Annotated in this window: 17 protein-coding genes; 7 read left to right on the top strand and 10 right to left on the bottom strand. The window is 36.9% G+C overall.

The features are described from left to right. Positions 1–18: 18 nt before the first annotated feature. Together PF028_RS02350 and PF028_RS02345 are read left to right on the top strand one after the other, a co-directional pair. Positions 19–1,209 carry an ABC transporter permease gene (locus PF028_RS02350; RefSeq protein ID WP_270861140.1) on the top strand — a complete coding sequence of 397 codons (1,191 nt, stop codon included), beginning with the start codon at positions 19–21 and terminating at the stop codon, positions 1,207–1,209. Positions 1,210–1,497: 288 nt separating this feature from the next. After that, positions 1,498–5,199 carry an autotransporter outer membrane beta-barrel domain-containing protein gene (locus PF028_RS02345; protein WP_270877205.1) on the top strand — a complete coding sequence of 1,234 codons (3,702 nt, stop codon included), beginning with the start codon at positions 1,498–1,500 and terminating at the stop codon, positions 5,197–5,199. Positions 5,200–5,268: 69 nt separating this feature from the next. Here the strand turns inward: PF028_RS02345 and PF028_RS02340 are convergent, their stop codons facing one another. Then, positions 5,269–5,682 (bottom strand): hypothetical protein, encoded by a 414-nt coding sequence (locus PF028_RS02340; protein WP_270861358.1) that lies wholly within the window; start codon positions 5,680–5,682, stop codon positions 5,269–5,271. Further along, a complete protein-coding gene (gene rarD / locus PF028_RS02335) occupies positions 5,675–6,553 on the bottom strand; it encodes an EamA family transporter RarD (protein WP_270861357.1) in 879 nt (292 codons plus the stop codon). Before rarD ends, PF028_RS02340 begins: the two co-directional genes overlap by 8 nt. A gap of 99 nt (positions 6,554–6,652) precedes the next feature. Between rarD and PF028_RS02330 the strand changes: the two genes are divergently transcribed. From PF028_RS02330 to PF028_RS02315, 4 genes are read left to right on the top strand one after another with little or no spacing between them, the layout of a single operon-like run. Continuing rightward, positions 6,653–7,999 carry a class II 3-deoxy-7-phosphoheptulonate synthase gene (locus PF028_RS02330; RefSeq protein WP_270861356.1) on the top strand — a complete coding sequence of 449 codons (1,347 nt, stop codon included), beginning with the start codon at positions 6,653–6,655 and terminating at the stop codon, positions 7,997–7,999. Then, positions 7,996–8,946: a fumarylacetoacetate hydrolase family protein gene (locus PF028_RS02325; protein WP_270861355.1), complete on the top strand. Its 951-nt coding sequence runs from the start codon at positions 7,996–7,998 to the stop codon at positions 8,944–8,946. Before PF028_RS02330 ends, PF028_RS02325 begins: the two co-directional genes overlap by 4 nt. A 12-nt stretch (positions 8,947–8,958) precedes the next feature. Next, entirely contained in the window at positions 8,959–10,392 is a 1,434-nt protein-coding gene (locus tag PF028_RS02320; protein WP_270861354.1) for an MBOAT family O-acyltransferase, read from the top strand. 9 nt (positions 10,393–10,401) lie between these two features. After that, positions 10,402–11,541, top strand: a complete 1,140-nt coding sequence (locus PF028_RS02315) for a hypothetical protein (RefSeq protein ID WP_270861353.1) — start codon at positions 10,402–10,404, stop codon at positions 11,539–11,541. A gap of 2 nt (positions 11,542–11,543) precedes the next feature. On the opposite strand, the gene PF028_RS02310 is transcribed toward PF028_RS02315, so the two are convergent. From PF028_RS02310 to PF028_RS02275, 8 genes are all read right to left on the bottom strand, one after another. Then, positions 11,544–12,227, bottom strand: a complete 684-nt coding sequence (locus PF028_RS02310; protein ID WP_270861352.1) for a lysophospholipid acyltransferase family protein — start codon at positions 12,225–12,227, stop codon at positions 11,544–11,546. Next, the gene (locus PF028_RS02305) at positions 12,208–13,482 is read right to left on the bottom strand and encodes a hypothetical protein (RefSeq protein WP_270861351.1); all 1,275 of its coding nucleotides are present in this window, start codon (positions 13,480–13,482) and stop codon (positions 12,208–12,210) included. The genes PF028_RS02310 and PF028_RS02305 overlap by 20 nt, the downstream gene beginning before the upstream one ends. Further along, complete coding sequence (gene purQ, locus PF028_RS02300; protein ID WP_270861350.1) at positions 13,476–14,141, bottom strand: phosphoribosylformylglycinamidine synthase I; 666 nt, start codon at positions 14,139–14,141, stop codon at positions 13,476–13,478. Before purQ ends, PF028_RS02305 begins: the two co-directional genes overlap by 7 nt. Beyond that, positions 14,138–14,374 carry a phosphoribosylformylglycinamidine synthase subunit PurS gene (gene purS / locus PF028_RS02295; protein ID WP_270861349.1) on the bottom strand — a complete coding sequence of 79 codons (237 nt, stop codon included), beginning with the start codon at positions 14,372–14,374 and terminating at the stop codon, positions 14,138–14,140. Before purS ends, purQ begins: the two co-directional genes overlap by 4 nt. A gap of 8 nt (positions 14,375–14,382) precedes the next feature. Beyond that, positions 14,383–15,099, bottom strand: a complete 717-nt coding sequence (purC, locus tag PF028_RS02290; RefSeq protein ID WP_270861348.1) for a phosphoribosylaminoimidazolesuccinocarboxamide synthase — start codon at positions 15,097–15,099, stop codon at positions 14,383–14,385. A 9-nt stretch (positions 15,100–15,108) separates the two neighbouring features. After that, the gene (locus PF028_RS02285) at positions 15,109–16,395 is read right to left on the bottom strand and encodes a S41 family peptidase (protein ID WP_270861361.1); all 1,287 of its coding nucleotides are present in this window, start codon (positions 16,393–16,395) and stop codon (positions 15,109–15,111) included. A gap of 177 nt (positions 16,396–16,572) precedes the next feature. Then, positions 16,573–16,767 (bottom strand): YbdD/YjiX family protein, encoded by a 195-nt coding sequence (locus PF028_RS02280; RefSeq protein WP_270861347.1) that lies wholly within the window; start codon positions 16,765–16,767, stop codon positions 16,573–16,575. After that, complete coding sequence (locus PF028_RS02275) at positions 16,751–18,826, bottom strand: carbon starvation CstA family protein (protein ID WP_270861346.1); 2,076 nt, start codon at positions 18,824–18,826, stop codon at positions 16,751–16,753. The genes PF028_RS02280 and PF028_RS02275 overlap by 17 nt, the downstream gene beginning before the upstream one ends. A 241-nt stretch (positions 18,827–19,067) precedes the next feature. Here PF028_RS02275 and PF028_RS02270 point away from each other — a divergent pair, with 241 nt between their 5' ends. Then, positions 19,068–21,641, top strand: coding sequence for an ATP-dependent Clp protease ATP-binding subunit (locus tag PF028_RS02270; RefSeq protein ID WP_270861345.1), 2,574 nt, complete (start codon positions 19,068–19,070; stop codon positions 21,639–21,641). Positions 21,642–21,659: the final 18 nt, after the last annotated feature.

Here is a 21,659-nt window from a genome sequence, read left to right as displayed (position 1 = left end):
TTTATAAAAAGGTTAAATTTGATTAAATATCTGCTTTTTAAATATTTGCGTTTTGATAAATCTCAGCCGTTTATCACGCTTTCGGCGATTTTGGCGTTTTTGGGCGTGAGTATCGGGCTTATGGTTTTGATTGTGGCGATGGCGATTATGAACGGATTTGACAAAGAATTCGAACGCAAACTTTTTACGATGAACTATCCGATTACCATTTTTGGGGCATTTAAAGGCGGAGTTAGCTTAGACGATGTAAATGAGCTAAAATCGCAGTTTGGTGATATGAAATTTAGCCCATATATTAGTTCGCAAGTTATCGTTAAAAACGGCGATAAGCTAGAAGGCGGGCTTGTTTTTGGCGTAAATTTAGACGATGAAAAAGCTATAAATTCGGTGGTAAATGACGGCATAAAAGAAGCAAATTTGGATAATTACGGCATTTTGGTCGGAAAAGGCATAAAAGATGAATTTATGCTAGAAAACGGCGAAAAACTGATACTAATTTTCACCAAAGGCGATCCAGGCGGCTTTACGCTGATACCAAAAATGAAAAGATTTGAAGTCCGCGCGGATTTTTCATCCGGGCTTATTGCCTATGATAAGGCATATTTATATACAAATGCGAAAGATTTAGCAGTCGTTTTGGGCTACGAAAGTGATAAATTTGATGGAGTGCATATTTATTCAGATGATCCGATGAACGATATTAAGCGCATTTCAGCTGTTTTGCCAAAGCATTTAAGAGCCATTGGCTGGTGGCAACAAAACGGAAACTTTTTTTCAGCCCTTGCACTTGAAAAACGCGCACTTTTTATCGTGCTAATGCTTATCATTTTGGTTGCGAGTTTAAATATTATTAGTTCGCTTTTGATGACCGTTATGAATCGTCGCCAAGAAATCGCGCTTTTGCTTAGTCTTGGGGCGAGTAAAAATGAAGTAAAAAAGACATTTTTTGCACTTGGTTCAGTTATCGGCGGAAGCGGGATTATTTTTGGGCTTATTTTGGGGCTTTTTGGCGTGTGGCTCTTTGGAAATTTTGACATTATAAATTTACCGGCTGATGTCTATGGAAGCTCAAAGCTACCGATGGAGCTTTCAAGCGTGGATTTGGCGATGATTTTAGTGGGAGCGGTTTTGATAGTGATTGCTTCGTCATATTATCCTGCTAAAAAAGCCACGCAAATCGATGTTTTGCAAACTTTAAGAAATGAGTAAATTTAACTAAATTCTATTGTCATTGCGAATTTTTTGCAAATTTCGCTTCCATTGTCATTGCGAAATTTGCAAAGCAAATCGAAGCAATCATCAAACTAAAATCAACAAAAAAACCTAAATTTGCAACATGATTTCTAAATTTTTAATAAATTTTTTAAATTTCAAAAACTTTTAAAATACTTTTATATAGTCATTTTAAAAATACTTTAAGCTAAACAAAAAAAAAAAAAGATAAAATTGACAAAATTTATATGTAAATTTGATTTAAATGACACAAAAGGAGTTTCTATGAAGACGCGTTTTGTAAAGCTGAGTTTAGTGGCTTCGGCTGTGATTTACGCTGTAAATTTAAACGCTGATAGTTTCACTGTAAATTCTAGCTCAGGTTACACAAATGGCACGACAGGCGGAACATACAACAACAAATGGTTTCGCCCGGGCAAAACTTCAAATTTAGCAGGCTCAGCCGGGTTTTTTGACGCAAAAGGCTCAAACATGGCTGTGCAAATAGTAAGCGGAACTCATAAATACACTCCATCATGGTATAGTCAAGCAGGGGTAAATTTAGGCGGAGCAAATGATGCGACAAATTTACAAAATATGAAAGCCGCACTCGAAATTATCCAAACGACAAATGAATTTAGAACAAATTCGCAATACGGGGAAAATAAAGGAGCCTTAAAAGTCAGCGATGTGTTGATGGCTGTCTCTCAAATACGAACAGATTGGGCTGCAAATTACAAATGGGGACATGCGACAATGGAAGGCATCGCAAGTGTCGCTGAAAATTTGGGTAACGGACTTAGCACGAGTAATATTTCTGCTGGTTGGTATAGCGAAAAGGCTTGTGTTATAAACCCTAATAGTCAAGAGTGTAAAAATTCTGTCGGACGCGGACAGACGGGGCATTATACAAATATGGTAGGAAATCATACGCTTACCGGCGCTGCTTATGCTACTGGTTCAAAAGGCAGGATTACAGGGGCTGTTTATGGTAGCGGCACGATATTTCCTACAAGCAATTACTATGATAAAATTGATTTTAATGACGGAATAGATGTTAATTTATATGCTGCTATGTTAGATGCTTATATTGATACAGGTTGGTATTTTTATAATGAAAATCAAGTCGTAAATGTTACCAACGGCGTAAATGATAATCAAGTGAAAATTTCAGCTGGTTATGCGATAGATGGCTTAAACGCTACCGGAAATTCTTTAACTATCCAAAGCGGAGCTAAATTTAACGAAGCACACGGTGGCTACTCGCTAGGTAATGGAAACGCAAATTCAAACATTATTGAAGTTAAAAATAATGCTAATATTTATCTAATCGTCGGTGGTCAAGCCCAAAACGGAAATGCAAATTCAAACAAAGTTACGCTAAATGAAGCTTCGGCGACAAATGTCAAAGGCGGCGTTACTACAACAGGTAACGCAAACGATAACGAAATAACCATAAGCGGTGGAGATATTAGTGGAGAAATAATAGCAGGACAAGGCTCTGGTAGCGCAACAGGCAATAAAATAACTATCAACAATAACACAAACATAAGTGATACCTACATAATAGGTAGTAAAACTAACAACCAAAGCGCACAAGGCGAGTTAAATTTGATATATGTAATAGCAAATAACGCAGATATAATTGGCGCAGAATCTACTTCTGGTGATGTCAAAGGAACTATTACGCTTGGCGGTAACAATGTCGCTACTGCTAAAAATGTCAATGTCTATGGCGGTAAAACAGGAAGCGGTAATGCAAATGAAAACACTGTAAATTTAGTAAATGTCGATATTAAAGGCGATGTCTATGGCGGATATAGTCAATCAGGCTCGGCAAATAGCAATACAATCAACTTCTACAAAGGCTCTGTCGCAGGAACGATATATGGTGCAAACAAATTTGGCTCAAACAATACCCTAAACATCGGCTCAGCCGACAACAAAGTAGCTTCCGGACTAAAAGCAGGAAATATAGCAAATTTTAACGATATAAATTTCTATCTAGCAGATAGCGTAGAAAATGAAGCGACAATCTTATCACTAACCGGTGGAAAAATAACAGATTTAGGCAATACTAATGTTTCTGTATATCTAGCTGATTCATCATCTATAACAGCACAAAATGTTGATTCTTGGGCTGTTCATTTGTTAAATAATAGCGCAAGCATAACAAATCCAAAAGGAACAAATACAAGTGGTGTAGCTACCGTAAATTTATCAGGCTTTGCAACAGTAGATGCCATCATAGCTCTTGCTAATAATAATACAAATTTGGATTTAAAATTCAACGCTACACCTGATAATCCTGGAACTGGTGGACAACCTGGAACTGGTGGACAACCTGGAACTGGTGGACAACCTGGAACTGGTGGACAACCTGGAACTGGTGGACAACCTGGAACTGGTGGACAACCTGGAACTGGTGGACAACCTGGAACTGGTGGACAACCTGGAACTGGTGGACAACCTGGAACTGGTGGACAACCTGGAACTGGTGGACAACCTGGAACTGGTGGACAACCTGGAACTGGTGGACAACCTGGAACTGGTGGACAACCTGGAACTGGTGGACAACCTGGAACTGGTGGACAACCTGGAACTGGTGGACAACCTGGAACTGGTGGACAACCTGGAACTGGTGGACAACCTGGAACTGGTGGACAACCTGGAACTGGTGGACAACCTGGAACTGGTGGACAACCTGGAACTGGTGGACAACCTGGAACTGGTGGACAACCTGGAACTGGTGGACAACCTGGAACTGGTGGACAACCTGGAACTGGTGGACAACCTGGAACTGGTGGACAACCTGGAACTGGTGGACAACCTGGAACTGGTGGACAACCTGGAACTGGTGGACAACCTGGAACTGGTGGACAACCTGGAACTGGTGGACAACCTGGAACTGGTGGACAACCTGGAACTGGTGGACAACCTGGAACTGGTGGACAACCTGGAACTGGTGGACAACCTGGAACTGGTGGACAACCTGGAACTGGTGGACAACCTGGCGATGATACTGATAATCAACAAACCGATGATGATAAAAAGAACGAAGAAATTCAAAAACAAAGAATGAAAGCTTCACAAGAGGCTAAGTCATTGTTAGAAACTAGATTAGCCAATGTTATACTTATTAATTCCGGTGGCAATATAGTATCTGATAATATAAATTCACTATTAAATGGCGAAACATTTGTTTTATCACAAGGAATTTCACAAGATGTAGAAACTGGTTCGCATGTAGAAGCTACCGGTGTAAATTTCGTCGCAGGTATAAGTAGCAACAACGAAACAAGTAAAGGCAATTTAACAGTCGGCGCATTTGCAGAGTATGGAAAAGGAAAATATGATAGCTATTTAGATGACGGCACACACGGCAAAGGCGATAGTAGATATTACGGTGGTGGTGTGGCTGCTAAATTTACGGCAAATTCAGGTTTATATGCCGAGGGTAGCCTAAGGGGCGGTAGAACAGATTATGACTATGCAAGTGATAATGGACTACTAAATACAAACAGCTTTACATTTGATCTAAAATCAAATTACTTTGGTGCGCATTTTGGTCTTGGTAGAGAATTTTATAGCGACAACAACATATTTGATTTATATGCAAAATACTACTATTTGCGTGTAGGCGGAAACAGCTTTACACAAGGTGGTGTAGGTGTCGAATTTGATAGCGTAGAATCTCATCGTGCAAGGGTAGGATTTAGAGATAGCTTAAAATTTGGCGAATATAACTCGTTATACATAGGTGCAGCTTACGAATATGAATTTGTCGGTGAAGCTAACGGTATGGTATCTCACCCTGCATTTGGTAGTGCAGGTATTGCTAGTCCAAGCCTAAAAGGCTCAACAGGCATAGGAGAAATCGGATATATCTTTGAAAACGGAAGATTTAGATTTGATATAGGTGCCAAAGGCTTTGTAGGTAGACAAAGAGGTTATAGTGGTAATATAGGATTTACATTTAAATTCTAGTTTAGATTTGTAAAAGAATTTACGGCTTTATAGTCGTAAATTCTTTTTTTAATTATTTTAGATTTATTTTCAAGATAGTTTTTTGAATTCACTCATTAGTTTTTCTTTTAGATTATCGCAAATTTCGGTTGAGTTTTGCAGATATTTTTCAATCACGCCGTCAATTTTGCTTAAAAAATTAAATAATTTTTCTTCCCAAACTTTTGCGTTTTTGTTCGTTGAGTGCATATTTTGGATAAAAACCAACTCTTTGCTTAGATTTGCAAGTTCATTTAAAAATTCATCTTTTTCATCGCTGTTTTTAAGTTCTTCTAGCCTTAAATTCGAAATTTGCATATCGATTATATCGCAAAATTTTATGTATTTGTCGTTTTGTGGCGAGAGTTCATAAATTTCAGCTTTTGCGACGATTCGTTTGATTTCACTATGCACTATGAGTGCTACGCCTACTATTACCAAAAAAATAATTGTAAAATTAACCATTTTTTGCTCCCTTTAAATTATCTATTGAAACTATTGCTATTCCTATCCAAATAATGATAAAACTTATTATTTTGTAAAAGTCTAAATTTTCTCCATACATAAAAACTGCGATGAGAATTTGCATAGTAGGGCTTATGTATTGCATAAATCCGAGTGTCGAAAGGCTTAGTTTTTGTGCGGCAAGATTAAATGTTATAAGCGGTAAAACCGTTACTATTCCGCTAAAAATGAAAATCGGCGCAAGGCGATTTAGTCCAAATTCCCCACTGCCACTACCGCAAAGAAAAAGTCCGTAAAGTAGCGCAAACGGAAATAAAAGCATAGTTTCGACAAAAAGTCCTTCCATTGAAGGCACGGCTAGTTTTTTCTTTAAAAGCCCGTATATCGCAAAACTTGCAGGCAAAATAATTGAAATAAAAGGCAATTTTCCAAGAGAGTAAATTTGGATAGCGATTGCGATAAAAACTAAAAAAACTGAGATTTTTCCTGCTAAATTCAGCCTTTCTTTTAAAAAAATCGCCCCCAAAAGCATAGAAAAAAGCGGATTTATAAAATATCCCAAACCGCTTTCAAGTATTTGGTCTGAATTTACCGCATAAATATAAATTCCCCAGTTTGATGCGATAAAAAGCCCCGTTATAAAGAGCGTTTTGAGCGTTTTTTTGTTGTGAAAAATTTCTTGTAAAGTGCGAATTCGATTTTTATATTTGATAAAGATTAGCAAAAATACAACCGACCAAATAATGCGATGAGCCAAAACTTCAAGTGCGCTAGCGTGTTCTAACATTTTAAAATAAATAGGAAAAACGCCCCACATAACAAATGTAGAAATTCCTAAAATAAGGGCTGTTGTTTGACTATTTTTTGGCATATCTTTCGCTTTTTTTGCGTGTATTTTAAAGTTTTTTGGTTTAATAAAAGCTTATTTTTGGTAAAATAATCCGCTAAATTTAAAATTAAAAGGAAAAATATGAGCTGGGATATAAATTCGTGGCAAAATTATAATATCTTGCAGCAGCCGACTTATCCGAATTTGGAGCAGTTGCAAGGTGTAAAAGAAAGATTGCAAAAATTACCGCCGCTTGTGTTTGCGGGCGAAGTGCGAAACCTTAAAAAAGAGCTTGCAAGGGCAACAAAAGGCGAAGCATTTTTGCTTCAAGGCGGCGATTGTGCTGAGAGTTTTTCAAATTTTAGTGCAAACAACATAAGAGATATGTTTAAAGTTATGCTTCAAATGGCGATTGTTCTTACATTTGCAGCAGGTTGCCCTGTCGTAAAAGTAGGGCGCATAGCAGGTCAATTTGCAAAACCAAGAAGTAGCGATTTTGAAGAAGTTGGTGGCGTAAAACTACCAAGTTATCGTGGCGACATTATAAACGGCTTTGAATTTAATGAAGCTGCAAGAGTTCCTGATCCAAATCGTATGATAGAAGCTTATCATCAAAGTGCTTCTACGCTAAACTTGCTAAGAGCCTTTTCAAGGGGCGGTTTAGCAAATTTACACGAAGTGCATAAATGGAATTTGGGCTTTCTTAAAAAGGGCGATTTGCAAGATAAATTTAACGAACTTAGCGATGAAATTTCGCGAACGCTTAAATTTATGGAAGCATGTGGCGTAAATACCGATAACTCGCCAAGCCTAAGCGAAACCGTGCTTTATACTTCACACGAAGCTTTGCTTTTGCATTATGAAGAGTGCCTAACTCGCATAGATAGCCTAACAGGAGATCCTTATGATTGTTCTGCTCACATGGTCTGGATAGGCGAACGCACTCGTGGAGTTGGTGATGCTCATGTGCATTATATGAGCGGGATTAAAAATCCTATCGGCGTAAAAGTCGGTCCAAAAATCGAAAGCGACGAGATTTTGCGTCTAGCAGATGCGTTAAATCCAAATAACGAAGCAGGGCGATTAAATGTGATAATTCGCATGGGAGCCGATATTATCGGCGAAAAATTGCCACAAATTTTGCGAAATCTTAAAAAAGAGGGCAGGGAAATTTTATATAGTATCGATCCTATGCATGGTAATACCGTAAAAACTTCAAACAACTATAAAACGCGCGAATTTGATAAAGTTTTAAGCGAAGTTAAGAGCTTTTTTGAAATTCATAAAGCCGAAGGCACCATCGCAGGTGGAATTCACCTTGAAATGACAGGTCAAGATGTAACAGAATGCACAGGCGGGGCGTTTAATGTAACCGAAAAAACGCTAGAAGAACGCTACGAAACGCAGTGTGATCCGCGTCTAAATGCAGATCAAGCGCTTGAACTAGCATTTTTGATAGCAGACAACCTAAAAGATAGAAACAAATGAGATTTGTTACATTTATGGATTTAAATCCAAAGCAAACGCTTGTTGAAACAGATAGCGACGGCATAGGCGGACTGAATTTAGGCAAATTGGAATTTGAAATTCCAAACGAAAAATTGGGCGTTTTAGGAAAAGACGAGAGCATTTTTGAATTTGGCGAATTTGGTTTAGAATTTGCCGATATGAACGATTTTATCATAAATAAAACCGAAAAAGATTTGCAAATTTTGCGTGAAATTTCGCAAAAAACCGGCGGAAAAAGCATGGCAGAAGTGCAAATTCTCGCCCCTATTATCACGCCACGCCAAGACATAATTTGTTTGGGCATAAACTATATGGAACACGCAGAAGAAAGCTATAAATTTAAAAATATCAAATTTGACGGCAAACGCGAATTTGCCGTGTATTTTTCAAAGCGAGTAAATGAAGCTATCGGGGATGGCGCGTTTATAGACGGGCATTTTGATGTAACCGAAAAGCTTGATTATGAGTGCGAACTAGCCGTCATTATCGGCAAAGACGCAAAAAATGTTGACGTGGAAAACGCCAAAGACTACATTTTTGGCTATACGATTTTAAACGATATTAGCGCAAGAGATTTGCAAAATCGCCACAAGCAGTTTTATTTCGGTAAAAGTTTAGACGGCTTTACGGCAATGGGACCGCATATCGTTACAAGCGATGAAATCAATAGCTCAAATTTGGATATAAAATGCTTTATAAACGGCGAATTAAGGCAAAATTCAAACACTTCAAAAATGATTTTTAATGAGCATTTTGTAATTGCTGAGCTAAGTAGTGCAATGACTTTAAAGGCTGGAACAATCATATCTATGGGAACGCCAAGCGGCGTTGGTATGGGTTTTGAACCGCCAAAATTCCTAAAAAGCGGCGATGAAGTGCTTTGTGAAATCGAAAAAATCGGAACTTTAAAAAATATCGTAAAATAAGAAGGCACAAATTTGCTCTTTAATAGCCCAGTTTTTATCTTTGCATTTTTGCCTATAACATTTTTTGTATATTTTTGGCTCAATCACAAAAGATTAAGCGAAGCAGCAAAAGCGTTTTTGGTTGTGGCTAGTCTATTTTTTTACGGCTGGTGGAATCCTGCGTATTTGCCACTCATTTTAGTTTCTATGGTTTTTAATTTTATGATTGGCTCGTATCTATCAAGGAATTTCGGCAACGCAAATTTAAAAAAGCAAATCTCGCCAAAAACGCTTCTTATCATCGGAATTTACGGAAATGTCGCACTTTTGGGCTATTTTAAATACGCAGATTTTTTCATACTAAACGCAAATTTTATCTTTGGCACCGAATTTGAGTTTTTAAAACTCACTTTGCCGTTAGCGATTTCATTTTTCACATTTCAACAAATCGCCTATTTAGTCGATAGCTACAAAGGCGAAACGAAAGAGTATGATTTTTTATCTTACGCTCTGTTTGTGTCGTTTTTCCCGCAACTCATCGCAGGTCCGATTGTCCATCACAAGGAGATGATGTCACAGTTTGCCAAAATTCGCAATAAAGTCAAAAACTACAACAATATTTTGCTAGGGCTTTTTATCTTTTCTATGGGGCTTTTTAAAAAGGTCGTCATCGCTGATACTTTCGCCGTTTATGCCACGCAGGGTTTTGATAAAATGGAGGTTTTAGAGTTTTTTACGGCGTGGCAGACTTCGCTATCTTATACTTTTCAGCTATATTTTGATTTTAGTGGATACTGCGATATGGCGATAGGTGCTGCACTACTCTTTAACATACGGCTTCCTATAAATTTCAATTCGCCCTATAAAGCTACTGACATACAGGACTTTTGGCGTAGGTGGCATATCACGCTAGGGCGATTTTTGCGTGATTATATCTATATCCCGCTTGGGGGAAATAGAGGTGGGCTTCCACGAACTTGTGCGAATTTATTTGCCACATTTTTGATAGGCGGAATTTGGCATGGGGCTGGTTGGACATTTGTATTTTGGGGCTTTTTGCACGGCATAGCACTGGTAATCCACCGCCTTTGGTCGCTTACAAAAATCAAACTACCAAACATTTTAGCTTGGATAATCACATTTAATTTTGTAAATTTCGCATGGGTATTTTTTAGGGCAAATTCGTTTGATAATGCTATAAAAGTGCTAAAAGGTATGGTGGGAATTAATGGCGTTGATTTATCAATAATACAAATTTTTATAGATGAAACATATACTCATACGAAAACCATACTATCTTATAATATTTTGACATTTATTTTGATTTTGGTATTTAAAAATTCGCTTATTTTCGCACAAAATAAAAATAAATTATCTTACACATTATATTTTTCATTTTTATTTTTAATAAGCATTTTATTTATGTTTATGGGCAAATACAGCGAATTTATATATTTTAATTTTTAAGGATAAAAAATGCAAAGTAAAAAATTTGTTTTTATATTTTTTGGTTTTTCGTTTTTTATGATTTTTGCATTTTTATTCGTGATTTGGTATAGAGACCCACTCCGTTTGTATCACAAGCCATATTCTTGCAAAAACGAAATTTGGAGTAGCATGAGACTAAGTGCAGCAGGGCTAATCAAGCATCATGATTTTGATAGCTTGATTTTTGGTACTTCTATGTTAGAAAACAGTTCCGCCGCAGAAGCAAACGCAAATTTGGGCGGGAAATTTATGAATTTATCGCTTTCAGGAAGTGATTTTTATGAAAGAGCGTTGATTTTGGATTTTGCATTTAGGCATAAAAATTTTAAAAAAATTATTTATTCACTTGACACAATTAAGTTTTTAAATCAGGACAAAGGACAAGAATATTATACTCTTAGTGAATTTAATTTTTTGTATGATGAAGATATTTTTAATGATATAAAGGTCTATTTTAGCGATAAATTGTTAAAGAAAATTTTTAAACTGGGAAAAAAATATCAGTGCCAAAACAGCGACTTTGATAGACCAAATGCTTGGTTTAAAAACGAGTCTGATAGCGTTAGATTTGGTGGTTTTGAAAATTGGATTAAAAATAAAGATCATTGGCACATAAAGGATAATTTCAAAGATATAAAAAATGCCGTATCAAACATGAAAAGCGGCGAAAATCAAAGTTTAGAAAATTTACAAACGCAAATTTTAAATTCAAAAAAATATATCGATGATTATCTTTTAAAATTTGTCAAAAACAAGCCTGACACCGAATTTTTGGTTTTTCTTCCGCCGTATTCTCGCATACATAATGCCATAGAATTTCACACTAAAAAGCGAGATTTTTTGGTTACAAAAGAAGTTTTGCGTTATTTGGTTGAGCAAAGCCAAATTTACAAAAATCTAAAAATTTACGCTTGGGGCGATACCGACTATCCTGATAATATCGCAAACTACAAAGATTTAACGCACTATTCGCATAAATTTAACTCTTTAATGCTTGAATATTTGCGCGATGGCATAGGACTTTTGACGCCACAAAATTTTGACGAATACTGCGCCAAATTCGAGCAAAAAGCAAAAGAATTCGACCTTATGTCGTATTATGAAAAGATAAAAGATTTGACAGAATAAATTTATTTTTCGTTATTGTATTTGTCTAATATTTCTTGCATTTTTGTTCGTGCATTTTCAAGCCAGTTTTTGTCATTTAAATCGATTAAATCAAGGCAGATGATTTTAACTAAACCACTTTTTAGCGTGAAATCGTGCGAATTCATAATCTCTTTTGTGCCGACTAACACGATAGGTTGAACCTTTAAATTTAGCTTTTCGGCGATGATTTTTGCACCTTTTTGAAATTCTAAAAGTTTATCGCCTTTGCGTCTAGTGCCTTCCGGAAACATCGCTATAACGCGTCCTTCGTTTAGGCGATCTTCGGCTTCTCTGACTATTCGAACGAGATCGCGTGGATTGTTTCTATCGACTGCTATCATTTTTGGGAGCGATAAAATTTTGCCTATTATTGGTATTTCTCCGATTTCTTTTTTGGCTATCCAGCATAAATTTGCAGGGTGCGTTTCTTCAAGTGCGATAATATCAAGTATGCTTTGATGATTTAGGATTATCATATCTGCTTCGTCACTAAATTCGCCGATTTGCTCGATTTTATATCCTATGCAAAAGCGTTGAAATTTAGCCCAAGCGCGTCTAAATTTGTGGTGAAATTTGTTAAACAGAGCCATTAATAGCACTACAACTGCGACTGTGCCGATGAAAATAGCCGCATAAATGAGCGCTCTAATTTTTCCTAATATCATTTTTTTCCACCCAGCCGATCTTTCCGTTTTCTAATAAAATTTTGTAATATTCGTTGTTTGCGTCTAAAATTTCGGCATTTTCGCTTTTTTGCGTTACATAAAAAATCGTTGAATTCGCAATCGGCAAAATTTTAACTGCCGTTTTTTCATTTAAAACTCCGTTGCCTTCTGGTTTTTGGAAATAAAAATTCACAGCCAAAACAAGTCCTGCAAATATAAGTGGCGTGATATTTTTACTAGCTATAAACATTACCACAAGTAGTGCAGCAAGGCTATAAATGGCAATATCTTTGTAAATTTTAAATTTGCTCTCTTTTGGATTTAGTCCGATTTGAGTGCTAAGATCTTCGGTTATTGCTCTTGCATCAACTGAAAAATTCTCCATTTTTTTGGTTTGCAAATTAAAATAACTAAAATCAAATTTAGTAATATTATTATCAAAAACGGCGAAATAATAACCGTTTTGATTTGCGTAATTTCCGCGAATGCTATCTACACCTTGTTTTAAAATGCTTGGATTTTCTAAATGAAATGAGCTTAAATTTGCGTTTTTTACGCTCAAATTTAGCGTTAGTAAATTTGAATTATCATCAAATTTTGTAGTTTTATAGTCTTTGACTTTAAGTTCGTCTGCTGCGATATTTGCGTAATTATCTTTTTTTGCTATATCGATAAATTCTGGTGATTGTGGTTTGATACTGGCTTCTTGAAAAAACTCGCCGTTTCGATTTAGCACAAGCGTCATATCGTTTATTTTAGCGTTTTTATCATTTGCTTCAAACCAAAGTGTGGCTTCTAACATATCTTCGCCGTTTATCCAAGTAAGATTTTCTGCATTTAGCCATTTTAAGCTTTCTGTTTTATCGATTTGTAAATTTGGCGTTACGCTGACTTTTTGTCCCAAATAAACGATGAAATCAATTTTAAAAATTTGATTAACATAGACTTTTTTTGGTGCATTTTCAGCTTTTAGCGTTAATTTTGTTATTTTTACACTTTGATAGACATCGCCAGTGCGATCTAGTTCGCTTTCATTTGTAGGCGCTAACATATCCAAATCATCAAGGCTAAAACTATCTTTTTTTTCGATTTCTTTTGAACTAAAAGTTATAGGAATTCGCTTATTGGATTTTTTAACATCAGTCTCTTTTTGCGGTGCAAATTTAGACAAATCTTCGAGCGAATTTATGTTTATATCGTCATTTCCAAAACTAAAACCAAAAAGTGCAAAAAGCACAAAAAGAACTCTTACCAAATCAAACCTTTTAACATTTTTGCGCCGTCATCGCCACCTAAAATCTTTTCGATAGCGCGTTCAGGGTGTGGCATAAGACCAAATATTTTTTTGTTTTTATCGCAAATTCCTGCTACGGCATCAACTGAACCATTTGGATTTGAAATCTCGCCGTTTTCATCGCAGTATTTAAGCAGAATTTGATCGTTTTCATACATTGATTTAAGTGTTTTATCATCGACATAGTAGTTGCCCTCGCCGTGCGCGATAGGAATATTTAAAATTTCATCTTTTTTGCAATTTGAAAGAAATTTATTGTCGTTTGAAATCACTTTTAAATGATGATATTTCGAGATAAAACTCAAATTTATGTTTCTATTCATCGCTCCGCTTAGAAGTTTAAGCTCTAAAAGCATTTGAAATCCGTTGCAAATTCCTAAAATATAACCGCCTTTTTTGGCATGTTCTACAACAGCATTCATAATAGGGCTAAATTTAGCAATCGCGGCCGTCCTAAGATAATCTCCATGGCTAAAACCGCCCGGAAGCACGACTAAATCAGCATTTATGCTAGTTTCTTTATGCCAAATGATTTGCGAATTTGCACCAAGCAAATCAAAAGCGTATTTTGTGTCCCGTTCGCAGTTTGTGCCGGGAAAATTTATGATTGCAACTTTCATAGAACTATCTCGTAATCTTCAATAACTGTGTTTGCTAGAATTTCATCACACATATCGGTTGCGATTTTTCTAGCTTTTTCTTTATCGCTTTCTTCGATTTCTAAAACGATTTGTTTGCCGATTCTAACATCGCCTACACCTTTAAATCCAAGTGAAGCAAGAGCGTGTTTGACGGCTTTTCCTTGCGGATCAAGTACGCCCGGTTTTAATTTTACATTTACTACAACTTTCATATTTTTCCTTAATTTAAAATTCGTCTTAAAACTTCTTCATAAGCAACTTTTACATTGCCTAAATTTTGTCTAAATACATCTTTATCAAGTTTTTGATTTGTTTTTGCGTCCCAAAAACGACAGCTATCAGGGCTGATTTCATCGGCTAGTAGGATATTTCCGTCTTTGTCAAGTCCGAGCTCGATTTTAAAATCAACTAGTTTTAGCCCTTTTTCGGCAAAGAATTTAAATAAAATTTCGTTGATTTTTCTAGCGATTGCTTTTAGCTCATCGATTTCGCTTTGGCTAGAAACTGCACCTAAAATAATAGCGTGTTCGTCATTTATCAGTGGATCGCCTAAATCGTCATCTTTATAACAAAATTCAACCAAAGTAAAAGGTAGCTCAGTGCCATCAGTAATGCCAAGTCGTTTTGTAAGTGAGCCTGTGGCGATATTTCGTGCGATTATTTCAAGTGGGAAAATTTTGCATTTTTTAACGAGTTGTTCGGTATCGTTTAGTGTTTCAACTAATGCAGTTTTAATGCCGTTTTCCTCTAATAAATGAAAAATTTGAGTTGAAATTTTGCAGTTTAGCGCACCTTTTCCGCTTTCTTCTGCTTTTTTAACGCCGTTAAATGCAGTTAGTGAATCTTTATACTCAGAGATAAGCAAATTTTCATCTTCGCTTACGCTCCACATTTTTTTGCCTTTTCCTTCGTAAATCATCTCTTTTTTAGTTGCCATAAAATTCTCCTATTTTTTTATATTTAAAACTTTAAGCGTATCTATTGCTGTTTTTAACTGAATATCATCGTTGATTTGAGCTTTTGTAATTATTTTTTTGTTATCTTTTTCTTTTGTTTCACTGCCTTCTTCTTTTTTAGGCTCGATTTTGGCTAACTCGCTCTCTAAATGTTTTTTCAAATCAGCTTCTTTGATAGAAAAATTATCTTCGCCTACTACCGGCACTTTGCCTGGATAAACTATGAGATCTGGCGTAACGCCGACAGCTTGGATAGTTCTACCGCTTGAAAGATAATACCTTGCGATAGTAAGACGCAAAGCTTCTTTATTTTCTATCGGTAAAATTACTTGAACGCTACCTTTTCCGAAAGTATTTTCGCCGACGACGACGGCTCGTTTTAGATCTTGAAGCGAACCGCTTACGATTTCACTAGCACTTGCGCTTCCGCCATTTACTAGCACTACAAGCGGTAAATCTGTAACTTTTTTCTTTGGATCTGCCTCGTGGCGTTCTTCTTTTGCGTCGCTTCTACCTTTTTGAGATACGATTAAACCTTTATCAACAAATAAATTTACTAGCCCGATAGCCTGATCTAAAAGTCCGCCTGGATTATTTCGCAAATCCAAAATAATGCCTTTTGCATTTGGCTGTTCTTTTATAAATTTAGCCGCATCGGCAGTTATGTGTTGGTCAAAATTTGTAATTCTTAGATATAAAATATTTTCATCTTCAATCATTTTTGCATAGGCAGACTCGACTTTTATAATATCACGCACGATTTCGACATCAAAAGGTTTGCTTTCGCCTTTACGGACAATCGTAAGCGTAATCGGAGTTTTTGGTTTTCCGCGCATTTTGGAAACTGCTTCGTCGATAGTTATGCCAAATGTAGCATTTCCGTCGATTCGCAAAATAACATCATTTGCTTTTATCCCTTTTTTATCGGCAGGCGTACCTTCGATCGGAGCAATAACCGTTAAAGCTCCGTCTTTCATACCAACTTGTATTCCAAGTCCGCCAAATTCGCCCTGAGTTTGCACTTTCGTATCATTAAAAGACTTTTCGTCCATAAAACTTGAATGAGCATCTAAATTTCCCATAAGTCCTGCGATTGTTTTATCCACGATTTCGGTAAAACTTAACTCTTCGACATAGTTATTTTCGATTATCGCCAAAGTTTTTGTAAGTTTTGCTAGTGCTTCTAAACGCGATTTTTCGCTAACTTCCTTTTTTTTCGTATCGGCAGCTTGAAGCTCTCCGCTAAAAAAAAGCCCCGCACAAAATGTTAAACACATACCGATTGTAAAAAATACTCTATTTGTTTTCAAAATTAGTTCGCCTTATAAATAAAATAGGCTGAATTTTATTAAATTTTGGCTAAAAAAAAGGTAAAAATTTGAAAATTAAATTGATTAAATTTAAAAAATCCCTTACAAATTTGATTGTAAGGGACTTTGGTTTAAGTTAGAAACTTAGCAACACCTAACTTGTTTGCCCTTTTTATCCTGAGCTTGGCGGAAAAATTCCGCTCTACTCATAGGTGTTTGATCTGGGTGATGAGTTTTAAAATGCTTCAAATATTTCTCATAACTTGGTAGCCCTATAATAGGAGCTACCGCATCGTCAATTTTATCGTAAGCGTTTTTAATTTTACTCAGCCACAACATAATCGCTAGCCTTTCTAATAGGGCTTTCAGCTAACGGATAGCTATCTTTGTCGCCGCTTGCAACTTTTGAGCAAATTCTAATAGTTTGAACTACCATAACGATAACAACAAAAATAAACAACGCACAAAGAACAGCATCGACAACATTGTTTCTAATAATTGCTTCTGCTTTTGCAATCGCAGCAGGATCGGTTAAGCTTGGAAGTTTTGCACTCCAATTTTGAGCTGTTGCTACATGGCTAACTGCGTCATGAATTCTTTCACCGTTTGCAGGAAGCATTTTTTGGATAGCGGCACTCATAGTAGTTACGCCAACCCAAACAAGCGGAACAATTGTAACCCAAGTATATCTTGCTTTTCCTTTTTTAAATAGTATAACAGTTGCAAGCATTAGCGCCATGCAAGCTAACATTTGGTTAGATGCACCAAATAGTGGCCATAGAGTATAAATACCGCCCATTGGGTCAGTTACACCGGCATATAGCAAATATCCCCAACCGCTAACGCATAGGAAAGTAGCAATTATGCCATAAGTATAGCTTCTAGTGTTCGCAAACGGCTTATAGACATTACCGATAACATCTTGAATCATAAATCTACCTACACGAGTTCCTGCATCAACAGCCGTTAAGATAAATAATGCTTCAAAAAGAATTGCAAAGTGATACCAAAATGGCATCATCTCTGTTCCACCGATGATTTTGTGGAATAGCATAGTAACACCAAGTGCAAATGTAGGAGCACCACCTGTTCGTGATAACATCGTATCTTCGCCGATACTCTTAGCTAAATTTGTTAGCTCTTCTGGTGTGATTTTAAATCCTAAATCTGCAATAACAGCATTAACTTTTTCAGCAGCCACGACAACATCTTTTCCAAGGCCACCCATGTTGATAGAAAAATACTCGCCCGGAGTTAGGATAATAGCAGAAACTAATGCCATCATACCAACTAAGCTTTCCATAAGCATAGAGCCGTATCCGATAAATAGCGTTTGTTTTTCTTTCATAACCATTTTTGGTGTTGTACCACTTGAAACAAGTGCATGGAAACCGCTAATCGCACCGCACGCAATAGTTACAAATAAAAACGGGAATATTGAACCTGCAAAAACAGGACCTGTTCCGTCAGTATATTTTGTAAGTGCTGGCATTTGAATACTAGGCATAGCAATAATAATGGCCAAAGCCATAGCGAAAATAACGCCAAGTTTCAAAAATGTGCTTAGGTAGTCGCGTGGAGCAAGTAATAACCAAACAGGTAAAATAGCTGCGATAAAGCCATAAATCATAGTTGCAACTGCAAGTTGAGTTTTACTTAGTGTAAATACATCTTTCCAGAATGGATCAGCAACAACCAAATGACCTGCCCAAAGTGCAATCATTAGTAGGATAAAACCTGCAATAGAAGCCTCTACAACTTTACCAGGTCTGATAAATCTCATCCAAATTCCCATTAAAATCGCAATAGGAATAGTCATAGCAACCGTAAATAGCCCCCAAGGTGAATCTGCAAGAGCATTAACAACAACCATTGCCAAAATCGCAACGATAATAACCATGATAAATAAGATACCGACCATAGCGATACCGCCAGTTACGGTTCCCATTTCCATTTTGATGATTTCGCCAAGGCTCTTTCCGTCATGTCGCATAGAAATAACAAGCACGATAAAGTCATGCACAGCACCTGCTAAAACAACACCAACTAGTAACCATAGCATACCCGGCAAGTAACCCATTTGAGCTGCCAAAACAGGACCTACAAGCGGACCCGCACCGGCAATAGCTGCGAAATGGTGTCCAAATAGAACATATTCATTTGTAGGACTATAATCCTTTCCGTCATTGTGAATATAAGCAGGTGTTGCTCTATTGTCGTCAAGTTCTAAAACTTTTGTAGCAATAAAACGACCGTAAAACTGATAGCCGATTGTGTAGATACACGCAGCGGCTACAACTAGCCAAGTTGCGCTAATTGTTTCGCCTTGGTTTAGTGCTAAAACACCAAAAGCCCAAGCGCCGATTAATGCAACCAAAGCAAAAATAGCTTTTTTCATTGGCTCTCCTTTTCAAAAAATTTGTTTCGCAGGAATTGTGCTAAATTTTTTATAAAAAGTTACTTAAAAACAAATAGAATATAAATTTTTACAAATAAAAAGCAAATTTAAAGTAAATTTAATCTTATTTACTTAAATTTGTCTTAAATATATACTAAAATTAAAAAATATTATTTAATAAACTTGACATTACTCGACTAAAAGTATATAATACGACAAATATAAAGTTAAGGAGAAAACTATGAAAGAAATATTCGAAATTTTAACTGACAAAATGCGCTCTGCTATCGATAGTGGCGTGTCTTTGGCTATTCACTCAAAAAATATAGAAGTAACAAATTTGCATATTTTTTGGGGTTTGGTTACGGACACCAGCTCGGTGGTTAATCAAATTTTAAACAAATTTGGTATCAATAAATCTGCCGTGGAGCTCGAATTTAAGAGCAAAATATCAAATTTGCCGACTAGTTCAAATGTAAGTAAAGAAAATATAAAAATTTCGCAAGGTGTGATAAATTCGTTAGAAAATTCAAAAGGTTTAATGAAAAGTTTGGGCGATAGTTTTATCGCTGTTGATACTTGGATTTTGGCGAATTTAAGTAGCGAATTTGGCGAAATTTTGGCGAAATTTTGCGACATTAGCGAATTTAAAAAAGAGCTTGAAGCGCTTCGTGGTGGGAAAAATATAAATTCGCAAACTGCCGATGAAACGCTAGAAAGCCTAAGCAAATTTGGCACAGATTTAACACAAAAAGCCATGCAGGGCAAACTAGATCCGGTCATCGGTAGGGACGAAGTTATAACACGCGTTATGCAAATTTTAATCCGAAAAACAAAAAATAATCCTATTTTACTTGGCGAACCGGGTGTCGGAAAAACGGCTATTGTCGAAGGCTTGGCTCAGCTCATCGCCAAAAAAGAAGTTCCTTTGAGCCTACAAAACAAGCGAGTTATCGCGCTTGATATGAGTGCATTAATCGCAGGTGCGAAGTATCGTGGAGAATTTGAAGATAGATTAAAAGCCGTCATTGACGAAGTTATCAAAAGTGAAAATGTGATTTTATTTATCGATGAAATTCATACGATCGTGGGGGCAGGAGCCAGTGAAGGTAGTATGGACGCTGCAAATATCTTAAAACCGGCTCTTGCGCGTGGCGAACTTCACGCCATAGGTGCAACCACGCTTAAAGAGTATCGCAAATATTTTGAAAAAGACGCCGCCTTGCAACGCCGTTTTCAGCCCGTAAATGTCGATGAGCCAAGCGTAAATGAAGCTATCGGAATTTTGCGTGGTATAAAAGAACGCCTTGAAGTCCATCACAATGTAACCATTACCGATAGTGCGTTAGTTGCGGCGGCGAAGCTAAGTCATCGCTATATCAGCGGTAGGTTTTTGCCTGATAAGGCGATTGATTTGATCGACGAAGCCGCTGCCGAACTAAAAATGCAAATAGAGAGCGAACCTGCGGCACTTTCAAAAGTAAAACGCGATATAATCGCACTTGGCGTTGAAAAAGAAGCCTTGAAGCTTGAAAATGACGAGAAAAACGAAGCAAGACTTAGTGAAATCGAAAAAGAGATTGCAAATTTAAAAGAAAAACAAAGCTCACTTGAAGCCAAATTTGAAAACGAAAAGTCCGTATTTAACGGCATTAGCGAAGCAAAAAAGCAAATCGATAGCCTTAAAAATGAAGCAAATTTGGCAAAAAGCAAGGGCGATTTAAGCAAAGCCGCCGAAATCGAATACGGCAAAATCCCCGAAACTCAGGCAAAGGTAAAAGAGCTAGAAGAAAAATGGGAAAATATGAAGGAAAACGGCGTTTTGCTAAAAAATCGTGTCGATGAAGACGCCGTGGCTGAAATTTTAAGCAAATGGACGGGAATTTCGGTGCAAAAAATGTTATCGAGCGAAAAAGAGAAGTATTTGCATATCGAAGAGCATTTAAAAAAGTCCGTAATAGGGCAAGACGCGGCACTTCACGCCATAGCAAGGGCTGTTAAGCGCAACAAAGCTGGTCTTATAAACGAAAATCGCCCGATAGGAAGCTTTTTGTTTTTAGGACCAACGGGCGTTGGCAAAACCGAGAGCGCAAAGACTTTGGCGAAGTTTTTGTTTGACGATGAAAAGGCGATGATTCGCTTCGATATGAGCGAATATATGGAAAAACACAGCGTTTCGCGTTTGCTTGGTGCGCCTCCGGGATATGTGGGGTATGATGAAGGCGGTCAGCTAAGCGAAGCGGTGCGTAGAAAGCCGTATTCTGTGCTACTTTTCGACGAAATCGAAAAGGCGCATAAAGATGTTTTTAATATCTTGCTTGGAATTTTAGATGACGGCAGGGCGACCGATAACAAGGGCGTTACGGTGGATTTTAAAAATACGATTATCATTTTAACGAGCAATATCGCTTCTGATAAGATTATGAATTTAAACGCAAACGAGCGAGAAAATGCCGTTAAAATGGAGCTTAAAAACTATTTCAAGCCTGAATTTTTAAATCGCCTTGATGACATTGTGATTTTTAATCCTTTGGGCGAAGATAATTTGATAGAAATCGTAAAAATTATGTTTGCAAATTTGCAAAAAACGCTCGAAAATAGGGGCATAACAGCGAATTTGAGTGAAAATGGGGCTAAATTTATCGCAAGTGTCGGATTTGATGCAGAGTATGGTGCTAGACCGCTTCGCAGGGCGCTTTACGAGCTAGTCGAAGATAAAATCGCCGATATGATTTTACAAGATGAAATCAAATCAGGCGATAAACTCCAAATCGACGCAAACGGCGAAAATATCGAAATAAAGGTTGTTTCGTAAAATTAAATTCTTGGCTTT

It is taken from the genome of Campylobacter sp. CN_NE2 (assembly GCF_027797465.1).
Lineage (GTDB): Bacteria > Campylobacterota > Campylobacteria > Campylobacterales > Campylobacteraceae > Campylobacter_B.
Note: the sequence above shows the minus strand (reverse complement) of the source record. Positions and strands in the feature narration are given on the sequence as shown.